General features: G+C 61.7%; 17 protein-coding genes. 10 read left to right on the top strand and 7 right to left on the bottom strand.

The genetic code is table 11. The features are described 5' to 3' along the window. Positions 1 to 174: 174 nt before the first annotated feature. From ABD928_RS08310 to ABD928_RS08280, 7 genes are all read right to left on the bottom strand, one after another. Positions 175 to 474, bottom strand: a complete 300-nt coding sequence (locus ABD928_RS08310) for a DUF1491 family protein (RefSeq protein WP_262984935.1) — start codon at positions 472 to 474, stop codon at positions 175 to 177. 29 nt (positions 475 to 503) lie between these two features. Further along, positions 504 to 983, bottom strand: coding sequence for a PaaI family thioesterase (locus ABD928_RS08305; protein WP_187715548.1), 480 nt, complete (start codon positions 981 to 983; stop codon positions 504 to 506). Next, the gene (locus ABD928_RS08300) at positions 964 to 1,428 is read right to left on the bottom strand and encodes a PTS sugar transporter subunit IIA (RefSeq protein ID WP_187715549.1); all 465 of its coding nucleotides are present in this window, start codon (positions 1,426 to 1,428) and stop codon (positions 964 to 966) included. The genes ABD928_RS08305 and ABD928_RS08300 overlap by 20 nt, the downstream gene beginning before the upstream one ends. Positions 1,429 to 1,488: 60 nt before the next feature. Beyond that, complete coding sequence (gene hpf, locus ABD928_RS08295) at positions 1,489 to 2,064, bottom strand: ribosome hibernation-promoting factor, HPF/YfiA family (RefSeq protein ID WP_187715812.1); 576 nt, start codon at positions 2,062 to 2,064, stop codon at positions 1,489 to 1,491. Between the two features lie 65 nt (positions 2,065 to 2,129). Beyond that, positions 2,130 to 2,831, bottom strand: a complete 702-nt coding sequence (gene dnaQ / locus ABD928_RS08290; RefSeq protein ID WP_187715550.1) for a DNA polymerase III subunit epsilon — start codon at positions 2,829 to 2,831, stop codon at positions 2,130 to 2,132. 16 nt (positions 2,832 to 2,847) lie between these two features. Continuing rightward, the gene (coaE, locus tag ABD928_RS08285) at positions 2,848 to 3,432 is read right to left on the bottom strand and encodes a dephospho-CoA kinase (protein WP_187715813.1); all 585 of its coding nucleotides are present in this window, start codon (positions 3,430 to 3,432) and stop codon (positions 2,848 to 2,850) included. A gap of 43 nt (positions 3,433 to 3,475) precedes the next feature. After that, positions 3,476 to 4,054, bottom strand: a complete 579-nt coding sequence (locus tag ABD928_RS08280) for a Maf family protein (protein WP_345167837.1) — start codon at positions 4,052 to 4,054, stop codon at positions 3,476 to 3,478. A 297-nt stretch (positions 4,055 to 4,351) separates the two neighbouring features. Here ABD928_RS08280 and hemE point away from each other — a divergent pair, with 297 nt between their 5' ends. The 10 genes from hemE to ABD928_RS08230 all read left to right on the top strand — a co-directional run bounded on the left by hemE (position 4,352) and on the right by ABD928_RS08230 (position 14,176). After that, entirely contained in the window at positions 4,352 to 5,416 is a 1,065-nt protein-coding gene (hemE, locus tag ABD928_RS08275) for a uroporphyrinogen decarboxylase (protein ID WP_398286785.1), read from the top strand. Next, positions 5,413 to 5,865, top strand: a complete 453-nt coding sequence (locus ABD928_RS08270) for a CopD family protein (RefSeq protein WP_345167834.1) — start codon at positions 5,413 to 5,415, stop codon at positions 5,863 to 5,865. Before hemE ends, ABD928_RS08270 begins: the two co-directional genes overlap by 4 nt. Before the next feature lie 183 nt (positions 5,866 to 6,048). After that, on the top strand, positions 6,049 to 7,305 hold the full coding sequence (rho, locus tag ABD928_RS08265) for a transcription termination factor Rho (RefSeq protein ID WP_187715552.1): 1,257 nt from the start codon (positions 6,049 to 6,051) through the stop codon (positions 7,303 to 7,305). 77 nt (positions 7,306 to 7,382) lie between these two features. After that, a complete protein-coding gene (locus tag ABD928_RS08260; protein WP_345167829.1) occupies positions 7,383 to 8,048 on the top strand; it encodes a YjbE family putative metal transport protein in 666 nt (221 codons plus the stop codon). 74 nt (positions 8,049 to 8,122) lie between these two features. Further along, positions 8,123 to 8,833: a TerC family protein gene (locus tag ABD928_RS08255; RefSeq protein WP_345170171.1), complete on the top strand. Its 711-nt coding sequence runs from the start codon at positions 8,123 to 8,125 to the stop codon at positions 8,831 to 8,833. A 27-nt stretch (positions 8,834 to 8,860) separates the two neighbouring features. Further along, positions 8,861 to 10,141 carry a tRNA uridine-5-carboxymethylaminomethyl(34) synthesis GTPase MnmE gene (mnmE, locus tag ABD928_RS08250; protein WP_345167826.1) on the top strand — a complete coding sequence of 427 codons (1,281 nt, stop codon included), beginning with the start codon at positions 8,861 to 8,863 and terminating at the stop codon, positions 10,139 to 10,141. A gap of 66 nt (positions 10,142 to 10,207) precedes the next feature. Further along, positions 10,208 to 11,884 carry a tRNA uridine-5-carboxymethylaminomethyl(34) synthesis enzyme MnmG gene (gene mnmG / locus ABD928_RS08245; protein ID WP_345167823.1) on the top strand — a complete coding sequence of 559 codons (1,677 nt, stop codon included), beginning with the start codon at positions 10,208 to 10,210 and terminating at the stop codon, positions 11,882 to 11,884. Then, a complete protein-coding gene (rsmG, locus tag ABD928_RS08240; RefSeq protein WP_187715553.1) occupies positions 11,881 to 12,492 on the top strand; it encodes a 16S rRNA (guanine(527)-N(7))-methyltransferase RsmG in 612 nt (203 codons plus the stop codon). The genes mnmG and rsmG overlap by 4 nt, the downstream gene beginning before the upstream one ends. A 5-nt stretch (positions 12,493 to 12,497) precedes the next feature. Further along, on the top strand, positions 12,498 to 13,280 hold the full coding sequence (locus ABD928_RS08235; RefSeq protein WP_187715554.1) for a ParA family protein: 783 nt from the start codon (positions 12,498 to 12,500) through the stop codon (positions 13,278 to 13,280). Further along, complete coding sequence (locus ABD928_RS08230; protein WP_187715555.1) at positions 13,277 to 14,176, top strand: ParB/RepB/Spo0J family partition protein; 900 nt, start codon at positions 13,277 to 13,279, stop codon at positions 14,174 to 14,176. The genes ABD928_RS08235 and ABD928_RS08230 overlap by 4 nt, the downstream gene beginning before the upstream one ends. The last annotated feature ends 3 nt before the right edge of the window (positions 14,177 to 14,179 follow it).

Genomic DNA, 14,179 nt, shown 5'->3' with positions numbered 1-14,179 from the left:
TCCGAACATTGGGCGGTGAACCGACATCACAGGCGCGCAACATCGCACTCAAAAACTGTGCTTAGCGCCTGGTGTTTGTTCCCCGTCTTGCGTGGCACCTGCCCCCGGCTTGTTCCGGTAAGATGGTGCCCCCCGCTCTTGTTGGACCCTGTTTTCCCGGCGCGGGAGCAGGGGTCAACCCGAGCCGGTCGTTTCAGCGATGAATCGTTCCGGCTCCGCGACGTCCAGTTCAATTAACCAGAAATCCGGGTCGAATCGCGATTTCCGCGCGATCAAATCGCCAAGAGTTTCGGAACCATCAGTTTTGAAGACCCAGTCGTAAGTGAAGTTCGGCCCGAGTTCCCGCTCAAGAATTCCGCAAAAATCTCCTCTTTTCTGAATATAGAGGACAACTGCGCCGCGATCCGGATCGCCCCTGCGGAGCATGGTTGCGAAACCGCCCTCCGCTTCGACCCGTCGCATGATCGCCGACACTTCGACGTGCGCCGGAAGGCGTTCGTTCATCAGCTTTTGTAGCCGGGCAGGCTGCTCAACGGGATGTGAGACCTGACGAACGTGCCGGTCCCGCGCGCGGCTTCCTCTCCGTCCGAGCCGATGATGTGAGCATCGGCGATCAGCACCCTGCGGCGCCCGCTGATCCAGCGTCCCTCGGCGACGGCCTCACCCGCGCGCATCGGCCGCGTGAAGTGCAGGTTGAAGGCTGTGGTCAGGAGGAAGCGGTCGCTGACGAGGCTGTTCGCGGCGTAGAAAGCCACGTCGTCGAGCATCTTGAAATATAGCGTTCCGTGCGCCGCACCTGCCGCGTGAAATGACGATTCGTCGACCTGGAACCGGATCCTGGCATGACCCGGCCCGCTGATCTCGATCCGCGATTCAAATGTCCGGTTGACCGGGGCCGAGCGGTAGAGCGATTCGAGACGGCGGAAATGCCCTTCCGCTCCGGTCGCCGTCAGCTCGGAAGCGTCAGGCGGCGTCTCGCTCATCGGCCCCCATGAGAACGGCCGCGAGCGCGTCCCGGCTGCGGGCGCCTCGCATCTTCTCCAGCGTCGGAGCATGGCGCGTAACACGGCTGATCGCGGCCAGGGCCTTCAAATGCTCCGCCCCCGCATCGGGCGGCGAGAGAAGCAAAAACACGAGGTCGACCTTTTGTCCGTCGATCGACTTGTAGTCGACCGGCTCCGCGAGGCGCACGAACAAGCAATAGATCCGATTGAGGCCTTCGATCTTGCCATGCGGGATGGCGACGCCCTGGCCGAACCCCGTCGATCCAAGCCGTTCGCGTTCGGAAACGCTCGACATGATCTCGCCGGCGTCGGCGAGAAGACGACCGGCCGCAATCTGCGCCAACTGCTGCAGCAGCGCGCGCTTGTTGCCGCCCGGCAGTGCAGGCTTGATCGCGTCAAAATCCAGGAAATCGGCCAGTTGCATATTCTACTCACCACTACGGCAAACGCCGCACGTCCACCGATACACACATTCCAGATGTTGTCAGCGGGCGGGCGGTTCAACCCAGCCGATATTACCGTCGTCGCGGCGGTAGATCATGTTCAATTCTCCCGATGCCCTATTCTTGAACATCAGCGCGTTCGTGTTGCGCAGGTCGAGCATCATCACCGCGTCGGACACAGTGGCCTCGGGAATGTCGACTTTCGTCTCTGCGATGATCGCAGGATGGTCCGACGACTCCTCGGATTGCTCCTCGGCCTCCGGCGGGACTGCGAAAATGGTATAGCCGGCCGTCTCGACGAAGTCGTCGCTGCCATTCCCTTTATGGTCGCGCAGTCGCTTGGCGTAGCGACGCAACTGCTTCTCGATCTTGTCACCCGCGCCTTCGAACGCAATCCTGGCTTCCGGCGCCCGGTGATGCGCCTTCAAAACCACTCCCTGGGCGACCGGCGCGACGATATCGCAAATGAAATCGTTATGGGGCCCCGGACTCATGGTCACATTGGCCGAAACGGCTCGCGAGAAGTATTTTTCGGTCAGCGATTGCATCCGGCCGACTGCCAGTTCGCGAAGCGAATCCCCGATGTCGACCTGATGGCCCGTCACCCGTACGTCCACCATTCAGCCCTCCTTTCCTGTGCGGCGCGCCGGCTAGGCGCGCTCCGGCCATTGCGTCAATCACCCTAGGCGGCGAGTGGCGCGAAGCGTTCCCAAAGCGGGTTCGCCATACGTGCGATAAACGCACGATGCCGTTCCAGTTCCTCCGCGCTCGCAAAGTGCGGACGCGGAACGCGCGGCTCGCGGACCGTAACGGTCGGTCCGCCGACTTTGACATCCTTGGCGTTGGTATCGGCGACCAGGCCGAGACCGATCTGCCTCCCACCGGTCAACTCGACATAGACTTGCGCAAGAAGCTGAGCATCGAGCAACGCGCCGTGCTTCACGCGAAGGCTGCGATCGACGCCGAAGCGCGTGCATAAGGCATCGAGGCTGTGTTTCGCGCCTGGATGCCGCGTACGCGCAAGCACCAGCGTATCGACCATCCTGCTCATGCAGACGAGCGGCCGACCGCACAGCTGGAGCTCGTGATTGAGGAAGCCGAAATCGAACGAGGCGTTGTGCGCAACGAGCGGCGAATCCGCCAGGAACTCGATCAGCTCCTCGACCTTGTCCTCAAAGAACGGCTGCGCCGACAGGAACAGGTTGCTGAGTCCGTGGATCGCCTCGGCCTCGGCAGGCATGTGGCGTTGCGGATTGAAATAGGCGTGAAAATGGCGGCCGGTCTCGACCCGATTGACCATCTCGATGCAACCTATTTCGACCATCCGGTCGCCACCGGCGGGATTCAGGCCGGTGGTTTCAGTATCGAAGACAATCTCTCGCACCCGATTTCTATCGGCCTCAGCGGAGCCCGAGACAATAAAGAATTTCATTCACCTGGGCTTCGGTTGCGGAAAGGTCGGCGCCGGTATCGACGACGAAGTCGGCACGCTCCCGCTTTTGGGCGTCGGGCATTTGCCGCGCCAAGATCGCATTCAGCTTGGCCTCGTTCATCCCAGGTCGCTGAAGTACCCTTTCGCGCTGGACCTCGGCCGGAGCCGAAACCACGATGACCTTGTCGAACGCCTCTTCGCCGCCGGTTTCGAATAACAAGGGAATGTCGAACAGAAGCGCCGATGCGTCTTGATGATCTTCGATGAAACGCTGACGCGCGGCCTGCACTTCCGGATGGACGATAGCCTCAAGAGCTTGAAGCTCCGCCGGGGCACCGAGCACGGCCCGCGCCAGTGTCTCCCGATCGAGCACAGTTCCGCGAACGGCATCCGGGAAACGCTTGCCGATCGCCGCAATCATTTCCGGATCGTTGGCCTGCAAATCGCGGACGACAGCATCGGCATCGAACAACGGTATGCCCGCCTTCTCGAACAATCTCGCGACCGTGGACTTCCCCATTCCGATGGAGCCGGTGATCGCGAGCATCATCATTGCACCGCCCCGCGAGCCTGGCGTCGTGACGTCAAACATGACGTCATGACTGCATCAGACCCTTGTTGCGAAGCCGCTTCAGCAAGGGGAGCAGCGGCATGCCCAGGATCGTGAAGTGCCCTCCAGCGATCGTCTCGAACAGCTGGATCCCGCGGCCCTCGATGCGGAACACGCCCACGGTATTGCCGACGTCCGGCCATTCTGCATCGAGGTAGGACTGGATGAACTCCTCCGAAAGGTCGCGAACTTCCAGCTCGGCCCGGCCGAAGTGCGACCAGTCGACCTCTCCGTCGCGAGCCAAGGCCACGCCGCTCGTCAGCAGCATCTTCTTGCCGGAGAATTTCCGAAGGTGCTCGGCGGCCTCTTCGCGGCTGGCGGGCTTGTTGAACAGTGCGCCGTCCACGCCGACCACGGAATCGCTGCCAATCACCCAGTCGCCCGGCCGCTCCCGACTGACCGCGACCGCCTTGGCTTCCGCGAGACTCTTTGCGATCATTTCCAGACCCTTCCCGAGGTCCTTCTCGGCACTCTCGTCGATATTCGCCGGGACGACTTCGAACTCGAGCCCGACGTTCTCGAGGATTTGGCGGCGGATGGGGCTAGCGGACGCGAGGATCAGCACGTTTGGAACAACCTTGTGGAAAAGTGGGTGTGGCGTCCTAGCGCGGAGTTGGGGAGCGGCTCAATCGTGCCATTCTTCGACGTCCCTTTTGGACCTTCCCGAGATTCATCCACGGGCGCCCGATTCTATCCCCAGCCTGTGAATCGCGGGCACGAGCCAAGGCGACTCGCCGGTTCCCCTCAGGAGTCCGGAACGCACTCTTGTTGGCAAATACGGGAGCCACGCCTAAACCCCGCGTCCCGCGCGCCAACAACATCATCAGTCTTCTAAGAATCTATATATAAGGGAGAGTAGAGGGTGGCTTCGAGCCCGAGCGAAACCTGTGAAATCGGATCGTTGCAGAAGCCCATGCTGGCCGTACTGAGCGGTGAGCGGCGTGATCCGCCTCCCGTCTGGATGATGCGCCAGGCCGGTCGCTACCTCCCTGAATATCGCGAGTTGCGAGCCGATCGCGGAAGCTTTCTCAATCTGGTCTATGACAGCGAAGCCGCGGCGGAAATCACGCTGCAGCCGCTGCGCCGCTTCCCGGAACTCGACGCGGCGATCCTGTTCTCGGACATCCTCATCGTCCCATTTGCATTGGGCCAGAACCTGACCTTCGTCACGGGCGAGGGTCCGCGCCTCACGCCTCCGCTCGCAAATGCTTCCCTGGAGGACCTCCAGCCTGCGCTGCAGCGCCTGGATCCGATTTACGAGACGGTTCGCAGGGTGAAGGCAGCGCTCGACCCGTCGAAGACGCTGATCGGCTTTGCAGGAGCGCCCTGGACGGTCGCGACCTACATGGTCGCCGGCCAGGGCAGCCGCGACCAGTCGGAAACGCGCCGGCTGGCCTATGCCGACCCGGCGCGATTTGCAGCCATCATCGAGAGTATCGAGATGACGACGCTCGATTATCTGTCCGGACAGATCGAGGCCGGAGCGGAAGCAGTCCAGTTATTCGACAGTTGGGCCGGCAGCCTGGCTCCGGCCGAGTTCGAGCGCTGGGTCATTGCGCCGACCGCGCGCATCGCGACCGCCGTCAAGCAGCGCCATCCCCATGTTCGGTTCATCGGCTTCCCCAAGGGCGCCGGCGGCAAGCTCGGCGCTTATGCTCGCGAAACCGGCATCGATGCGATCGGCGTCGATGAAACGGTCGATCCGGTCTGGGCCGATCGTGAGCTGCCCTCCGGCCTGCCGGTACAGGGCAACCTCGATCCCCTCGCTTTGCTGTCAGGCGGGGAAAGCCTCGCCGACTCCGTCGAGCGCGTCCTTGACGCCTTCGCGGGACGGCCGCACATCTTCAATCTCGGCCACGGAATTCTTCAGGAAACGCCCATTGCTCATGTCGAGCAGATGCTTGCCCAGGTGAAACAGCGCGCATGAACAACACCTTCGAGCTGCTGACCGTCGCCTATCCGTGGATTAAGGCCGCGCACCTGACGTTCGTCATGTTCTGGATCGCGGGCCTGTTCATCTTGCCGCGCTTCTACGTCTATCATCATGAGACGACCCCCGGGTCGGCCGAGGACCGCGCCTGGATCGAGCGGGAGGATCGCGTCCGCACGATCATCCTTACACCGTCGATGATCATCGTCTGGGTGCTGGGCTTGATCTTGGCCTACCTGATTGGTGCCTGGGACCAGCACTGGTTTCAGGCCAAGCTGTTGCTCGTGATCGCCTTGACGGGTTACCAGGGATGGCTGGGCAAGTACGGGAAGGGGCTGGCCGCCGGAAAGCGCCCGCTCGACAGCCGCACCTTGAGAATCATGAACGAGCTGCCGGGAATCGCGACAGCGATCATCGTCGTGCTAGTGATCGTCAAACCGTTCTGATCGCGAATCTTCATTGGCGGCATTGACTTGGGTCACCGCCAGACATACCTCGAACAGCGACGGCTAAATCGGCCAGTTCACTTCCTTTGCCGACGAACCGTTTGTCCCGGATGAGGCGTCCTGCCCGTCCCGAGCTTTTTGACTAAAGCCGTTTTTCCAATCCTTCGTCCGAAGCGATATCGAATGCATCTGAAAGATCTCAAGAAACAAACCCCCGCAGAACTCGTCACCATGGCCGAAGAGCTTGGTGTCGAAGGCGCGTCCACCCTGCGCAAGCAGGATCTCATGTTCTCCATCCTCAAGGTCCGCGCCGAAACCGGTGCCGAGATCATGGGGTCGGGGACGATCGAAGTCCTCAACGACGGCTTCGGCTTCCTCCGCTCTCCCGAGGCCAATTACCTCGCCGGACCGGACGACATCTACGTAGCACCGAGCGTCGTCAGGCGCTTTGGCTTGCGCACCGGCGACACCGTGGAAGGTGAAATCCGCGCTCCCAAGGAAGGCGAGCGCTACTTTGCCCTGACCAAGGTCACCGCCATAAATTTCGACGACCCCGAGGCCGTGCGCCATCGGGTCAATTTCGACAATCTCACGCCGCTCTACCCGACGTCGAAGATCGAGCTCGATCCCAAGGATCCGACGGTCAAGGACAAGTCGGCCCGCGTGATCGACATCGTCGCTCCGCTCGGCAAAGGCCAGCGTGCGCTGATCGTCGCTCCGCCGCGGACCGGCAAGACGGTGCTTCTCCAGAACATCGCCAAGTCGATCACCGACAATCACCCGGAAGTCTTCCTGATCGTCCTGCTCATCGACGAGCGGCCGGAGGAAGTCACCGACATGCAGCGCTCGGTGAACGGCGAGGTGATCAGCTCGACCTTCGACGAGCCGGCTTCGCGCCACGTCCAAGTCGCTGAAATGGTTATCGAAAAGGCCAAGCGCCTGGTCGAGCACAAGAAGGATGTCGTGATCCTTCTGGACTCCATCACCCGGTTGGGCCGCGCCTACAACACGGTCGTGCCGAGCTCCGGTAAGGTGCTGACCGGCGGTGTCGATGCCAACGCACTTCAGCGTCCGAAGCGCTTCTTCGGAGCTGCGCGCAACATCGAGGAAGGCGGATCGCTTTCCATCATCGCGACCGCGCTGATCGACACCGGCTCGAAGATGGACGAAGTCATCTTCGAAGAGTTCAAGGGCACGGGTAACAGCGAAATCGTTCTCGACCGCAAGGTCGCCGACAAGCGCATCTTCCCGTCGCTGGATGTCGGCAAGTCCGGCACCCGCAAGGAGGAGCTGCTGGTCGAGCAGGGCACTCTCAGCAAGATGTGGGTGCTTCGCCGCATCCTCATGCAGATGGGTACGGTCGACGCGATGCAGTTCCTTCTCGACAAGATGAAGGACGCCAAGTCGAACGAGGACTTCTTCGCCTCAATGAACCAGTAAGCTGCGCTAAAGCACCGGCCAGCCATGTGCGGGCCGGTGCGTGCCTCATTTTGCGGCCGGAGCGTTAGTCGTCGAAGATGATCACAGGATTCAGTTTCTCCAGCGTTTTTACTGCGACGGGCATGGCCAAGCTCGGCCAGATCATAGTCGGCGACCTCACCATGGCCGGTGACAATGTCGTCATCATGGGATCGCTGGCGTCTGGGCTACCGGAGAAGGACCGTCGCCGAGTTCTGATGCTCGGGGTAGGGATGGCGCTCGCTTTCCTAATCACCTTTGCGGTGATCGCCACGCAGCTCCTACGTGTCACGGGTCTGGTATTTGCCGGCGGCCTCCTCCTGCTCTGGGTTGCCTACAACATGTGGCGGGAGATGCATCCGCGTGCGCCGGTGATCAGTGACGATCCCGATACGCCCGAGATTGAAGGGCCGCCCCGCACCAAGACGTTTCTTCAAGCCGCGATCCAGATCACCATCGCAGATCTCAGCATGAGCCTGGACAACGTGCTGTTGGTCGCGTCGATCGCGCGCGACAATCCGGCGCTTCTCGTGATTGGGCTTACTTTTTCGGTGCTGTTCATGGGATTTGCGGCGAATTACGTCGCCCGGCTCATCCAGCGATATCACTGGATCAATTATATCGGCTTGGCAGTGATCCTCTATGTGGCTCTCAACATGATCCATGAGGGATGGGTCGGTGGCGAGCACGTCCTGGGCTTGAGGGACGCCTTGGGCTTGGTCTAGTCGGGAACAAAGGCCGCCCGAGGCGCTTGGACTGCACGTTTCGCAAAGAGGATTGAAAGTTGCTCGAGATTCTCATGACGACCCTGGGATCGGTCGCCGCGCATTACGGTGCACCGGCCAACATCTGGGCCGCCATCGTCCACGATTTCTCGAATATCACCGAGCCGGCAGCGTTCGCCGCCTTCCTTCAGGTTCTGATGATCGACCTCGTTCTGGCGGGCGACAATGCGATTGTTGTTGGCGCGCTTGCCGCCGGCCTGAACCCGGAACAGCGCCGCAAGGTCATCCTCATCGGCGTCCTCGCCGCCCTCGTGCTCCGCATCATCTTCGCCTTGATAGTCACCCAACTTCTTCAGATTATTGGACTTATCTTCGTTGGCGGACTTCTTCTGCTGTGGGTGGCCTGGAAGATGTGGCGGGAACTGCGTCACAACGGGGAATCGGCCGGGTCTGAAGAGATCCTGGGTGACGAACACTCGGGGCTGAAGCCCGCAAAGAGCTTCTCCGGCGCCGTCTGGGCGGTGGCCATAGCGGACGTCTCGATGAGCCTCGACAATGTGCTCGCTGTGGCTGGAGCCGCGCGCGACCATCCGGGCATTCTGATCGTCGGCCTTGTGTTCGCAGTGCTCCTGATGGGTGTCGCGGCCAACGTGATCGCTCGCTACATCGAGCGGTACCGCTGGATCGGCTACGTCGGCTTGCTCGTCATCGTCTATGTCGCGGTGAAGATGATCTACGATGGTTGGGTCCATCCGGAGGTCGGCCTCGGCCAGCTGTTCGCCTGAGCGCTCCCGGTGCGCTAAGCGGCGCACGTGAATTCCGAAACGATCTTTGCGCTATCCAGCGGCCGTCCGCCCGCGGCCGTCAGCGTCATCCGAATTAGCGGCCCGAGGGCGCACGAGGCCGGCGTAAGACTAGCTCGGACCTTGCCGGAGCCACGGCACGCCGCCGTGCGGATCCTCCGCGATGACATGGGCGAACTGCTGGACGAGGCCTTAGTGCTGCGATTCGACGGGCCGCATAGCTCTACCGGTGAGGATGTCGTCGAACTGCACTGCCATGGAGGCCGGGCCATCGTCGACGCGGTTCTCTTGGCCTTGAGAGGCCTGGATGGCTTGCGGGACGCGCTTCCCGGCGAGTTCACGCGCCGCGCTTTCGAAAGTGGCCGCATCGATCTCACCGAAGCCGAAGGGCTGGCCGACTTGCTGGAGGCGGAGACGGAGACCCAGCGCAAGGCTGCGCTTGCACTCGCGGAGGGTAGGCTCAAGCGTATCGTCGAAGACTGGCAAGCGCGGCTCCTCGGATTGTCGGCCCGGGCGGAAGCGGCAATCGATTATGCTGACGAGGACGACGTTGGGTCGGATCCGAGCTTGTCCGATGACTGCGGCGTTTTGGCGGCTGAGCTTGGAGCGTGGCTGGATCGCCCGCGGGTCGAGCCTTTGAAGGACGGTGTTCGGATCGTCGTAGCCGGCCCGCCAAACTCTGGAAAATCAAGCCTAATCAATGCGATAGCTGGACAGGAAAAGGCAATCGTTACCGATGTCCCGGGGACAACGCGCGATCATATCGAAGTCCCGCTTTCGATCCGCGGAGTGCCAGTACTTCTGACGGACACGGCAGGACTTCGAGAGAGCGAAGAGAGGGTTGAACGGATTGGGATCGAGCGCGCGCGAAACCTGGCCCAGAGCGCGGACGTGCTTCTTTGGCTTGGGGACCCAGAGGATGCGCCTGTGCACGACCGCCGGATTCTGGTTCATTCGCGTTCTGACTTAGCAGAGCGGTTCGATGTCCCGGGGGATTCGCTAGCGGTTTCGTCTGTGACGGGGGCGGGGCTGAGAGAGTTGCTCAGCGAAGCTTCTCGCCTCGCTACGGAAGTTCTGCCGGGTGAAGGCGAAGTTGCTTTCAATAGGCGACACGCCTCGCACGTGATCGAAGCGAGAGAGGCTCTGCAACGCGTTGTTGCCGTGGAAGATCTCGAACTCGCCGCTGAGGATCTCCGCCTCGCGCGATCGGCTTTTGACCGGCTCACTGGGCGAGCGGGGGTAGAGGACGTACTGGACGCTCTGTTCGGACGGTTTTGCCTCGGAAAGTAATGTTTCACGTGAAACAGTCGTCTGAGACGATTTTCGATCTTCGGCAAATTCGCTAAGCGCATCAGCATGTTCGACGTACTCGTCATCGGAGCCGGCCATGCTGGATGCGAAGCCGCGGCGGCCGCGGCTCGGCGGGGCGCACGTGTGGGCTTGGTCACGTTCCGCGACGAGGACGTCGGTCAGATGTCATGTAACCCGTCCATCGGTGGTGTCGGAAAGGGGCATCTGGTCCGCGAACTGGACGTCTTTGACGGTCTCATGGCTCGAGCAGCGGATCGAGCGGCTATCCACCGCCGGATGCTCAATCGCAGCAAGGGCCCCGCTGTCCAGGGTCCGCGCGTTCAGGCGGATCGCTCCCTGTATCGAGCGGCCATGTGCGAGCTCGTGGGTGCGTCGGGCGTCGAGCTGATCGTGACCGAAGCGATTGCTTTAGTGGTCGTCGGTGGTCGCATCGTCGGCCTCAAGACCGAATCGGGGCTCATCGAATGCCGCGCTCTCGTCATTGCGACCGGCACGTTCCTCGATGCGCGCATCTTCGTCGGTGACCGGATTCGGTCCGGGGGGCGGCGCGACGAAAGCTCAGCCGTCGCTCTCGGCGCACAGATTCGAGAGATCGGCCTCGCGCAGGGCCGGCTCAAGACAGGCACGCCACCTCGTCTCGATGGACGCACGATCGACTGGGCCCGGCTTCAGCCGCAGCCCAGTGACGACGATCCCTGGACGATGTCGGCGATCGACGACGGCTTCCGACCGCCGCAGCTAGCTTGCGCGATTGCGCGAACCAATGAGACGACGCACGACATCATTCGCTCGAGTTTCGACCGTTCGCCGCTATTTTCGGGTTCGATCGAGGGGAGGGGTCCACGTTACTGCCCGTCGATCGAGGATAAGGTCCGCCGCTTCGCCGATCGTGATGGGCATCAGATTTTCCTGGAACCTGAGAGCCTTACCAACGCTCTGGTCTATCCTAATGGTGTGTCCACGTCCTTGCCTGAAGAGGTGCAGCTCGCGTTCATGCGCAGTATCTCCGGGCTGGAGCGGGTCGAAATTGTTCGCTGTGGGTACGCGGTGGAGTACGAGTTCGTCGATCCGCGTACGCTTTCATCCACCCTGGAAACCCGAGAAATTGCGGGCCTGTTCCTCGCCGGCCAGATCAATGGCACGACCGGATATGAGGAGGCGGCCGCTCAGGGGCTGGCCGCGGGGCTCAATGCGGCGGCGAAGGCGCTCGATCTCGACTCCGTGCGATTCGACCGGCGGACGAGCTACATCGGTGTGATGATCGACGACTTGACGCTTCAGGGCGTCAGCGAACCGTATCGTATGATGACCGCACGGGCCGAATACCGACTTGCCCTTCGCGCCGACAATTCAACCTCGAGGCTCGGGCAACAGGCTTTGGCAGCACACTGCGTGGGTGACTCGCGTAGAGCGCAGATTCGTGAGCATTTCGAGGCTCGCGGCTGTTCCACGTGGAACATGACCCCCGAAGGCGCCGCGGATGCCCTTTATGCTCCATACTTGGAGCGCCAGGAGCGGGAATGGACTGCTGTACTTGGCGATCGCACCGTGCAAATCCCGGCCAACCTCGATTTTCGGGCGATACCTGGCATTTCGAATGAAATGAGCGAACGACTAAGCGCTGCTCGTCCAGAAACGCTGGACCAAGCGTCTCGCGTTCGTGGCGTCACGCCGGCTGCGTTGTCCGCTCTTTATGTTGCTGCAAGCCGCCGAGCAGCATGATTGAGCAACTAAGAGCCGCCTCCGGCAAAGATGTTCCACGTGAAACACTGGAGCAATTGGAAGCGTATATCGAACTGCTCAAAGAAGAAGCTAGACGGCAGAACTTGATCGCCCCCTCGACGCTCGAAGCGGTCTGGGATCGCCACATCCTCGATTCCGCTCAGCTCTTACGTTTCGAACCATTTTCGGGAGCCGCCTGGGCGGACATAGGCTCCGGTGCGGGACTCCCGGGCATCGTGATCGCCCTTCTGGCGAGCGGGCCGGTTACCCTTATCGAGCCCCGACGCCTGCGTGCAGAATTCCTTGCGCAATGTATCGACCGCCTCTCCCTAGGAGAAAAGGTCACGGTGAAATGCTCGAAGGTCGAGCGCGCGCAGGGCAAGTTCGACGTGATTACCGCTCGCGCCGTCGCAGCTTTGGATCGACTGATTGCTATCGCCGAGCACCTCTCCCACAAAGAGACGGTGTGGGTTCTCCCGAAAGGCAGAAGCGCGCAATCGGAACTGGCGCTGGCCAAGCGAAACTGGCACTGTGACGTTCGGGTCGAACGGAGCTGCACCGATCCCGAATCCGAGATCCTGGTGCTGACAAGGGTGGGGGCCAAGTAGAGTCCATGATCAGGGTCGCCGTTGCGAACCAGAAGGGTGGGGTCGGCAAGACCACCACCGCCATCAATCTTGCGACAGCACTGGCCGCGATCGGCTGGAAGGTCCTCCTGATCGACCTTGATCCGCAGGGCAATGCTTCTACCGGGCTCGGCGTCAACCAGGCGAGCCGCGAGCTGTCGAGCTACGACGTCTTGATCGGCAAGGCTGGAGTCGCTGAGGCGGCAGTCCAGACGCGTGTTCCACGGCTAGAGCTGCTACCCGCGACGATGGATCTCTCCGGGGCCGAAGTGGAACTCGTTTCCCTGGAGGATCGCGCTCGCCGGATGGAACGGGCGCTGGACGCTGTCCCGGCCGGTCGCTGGGACATCTGCCTGATGGACTGCCCGCCCTCGCTTGGTCTCCTGACGGTCAACGGCCTGGTTGCAGCCCGCCATCTTCTGGTACCTCTGCAGTGCGAGTTCTTCGCTCTCGAGGGGTTAAGCCAGCTTCTCCAGACCGTTGAGCGCATTCGTCTCGCTTTCAACCCTGAGCTCCAGATCCTTGGTATTGCGCTGACGATGTTCGATCGCCGCAACAAATTGTCCCAACAGGTTGCGGATGACGTCCGAGCCTGTCTCGGCCGCGCGGTGTTCGATACGGTCGTGCCGCGCAACGTGAGATTGTCCGAGGCGCCCAGCCACGGCCTGCCGGCCCTGATCTACGATCTGAAATGCTCGGGGTCTGAAGCGTACGTTCACCTCGCCCGTGAGCTGATGGGACGCCTGCCGCGCCAGGCGGAGGCAGCATGAGTACGAATCGCCCAGGCTCCGGCCTTGGTCGCGGCCTTTCTGCGCTGCTGGGCGAACAAGCCGCCTCCCCTTCAAGCAAGTCCGACGTCGCGCCGAATCGCCCCGGCGGAGTTCGCGAGATCGAGATCGGTCGGATTCGGCCGAACCCGGATCAGCCGCGCGTACAGTTCAACGAGGAGGCGATCGACGAGTTGGCCGACTCGATCATGGAGCGCGGCGTTCTCCAGCCGATCCTGCTTCGTCCACATGGCGACGGCTTCGAGATCGTGGCTGGTGAAAGGCGATGGCGAGCGGCCCAAAAGGCGCGACTGCACACGATCCCCGCCATCGTTCGCGAGATCGACGATTCGAACACCGCCGAAATCGCCTTGATCGAGAATGTTCAACGCGAGGATTTGAACGCGATCGAAGAAGCCGAGGGATACCGGCAGCTCATCGATCGCCATGGTCATACCCAGGACAATATCGCGAAGCTCGTTCACAAGTCCCGGAGCCATGTCGCTAACTTATTGAGATTGCTCGACCTTCCAGAGTTTGTCCGCCAATCGCTTTTGCGAGGCGATATCACTATGGGTCATGCCCGGGCAGTTGCGACGGCCCCCGATCCCGAGGCGCTGACCAAGGAGGTGATCGCCAAGGGGCTTTCGGTTCGGCAGGCGGAGCAACGGGCACGGGTCGAACGGCCAGGCGCAGGGCACGACATCGCCAGGGGCAGTGCGCGGAACTACAAGAACGTCGACGCGGATGTGGTCGCGCTCGAACGGCAGCTTGGAGATACGCTTGGCCTGAAGGTCCAGATCGCCCACAACGGCCAAAAGGGCGTCGTGACTTTGAGTTACAGCAGCCTCGACCAGCTCGACATGATTTGTCAGCGGCTCACCGGCGAACCGATTTAGGGA

This window comes from Sphingomonas daechungensis (genome assembly GCF_039543105.1).
GTDB classification, from domain to species: domain Bacteria; phylum Pseudomonadota; class Alphaproteobacteria; order Sphingomonadales; family Sphingomonadaceae; genus Sphingomicrobium; species Sphingomicrobium daechungense.
Note: the sequence above shows the minus strand (reverse complement) of the source record. Positions and strands in the feature narration are given on the sequence as shown.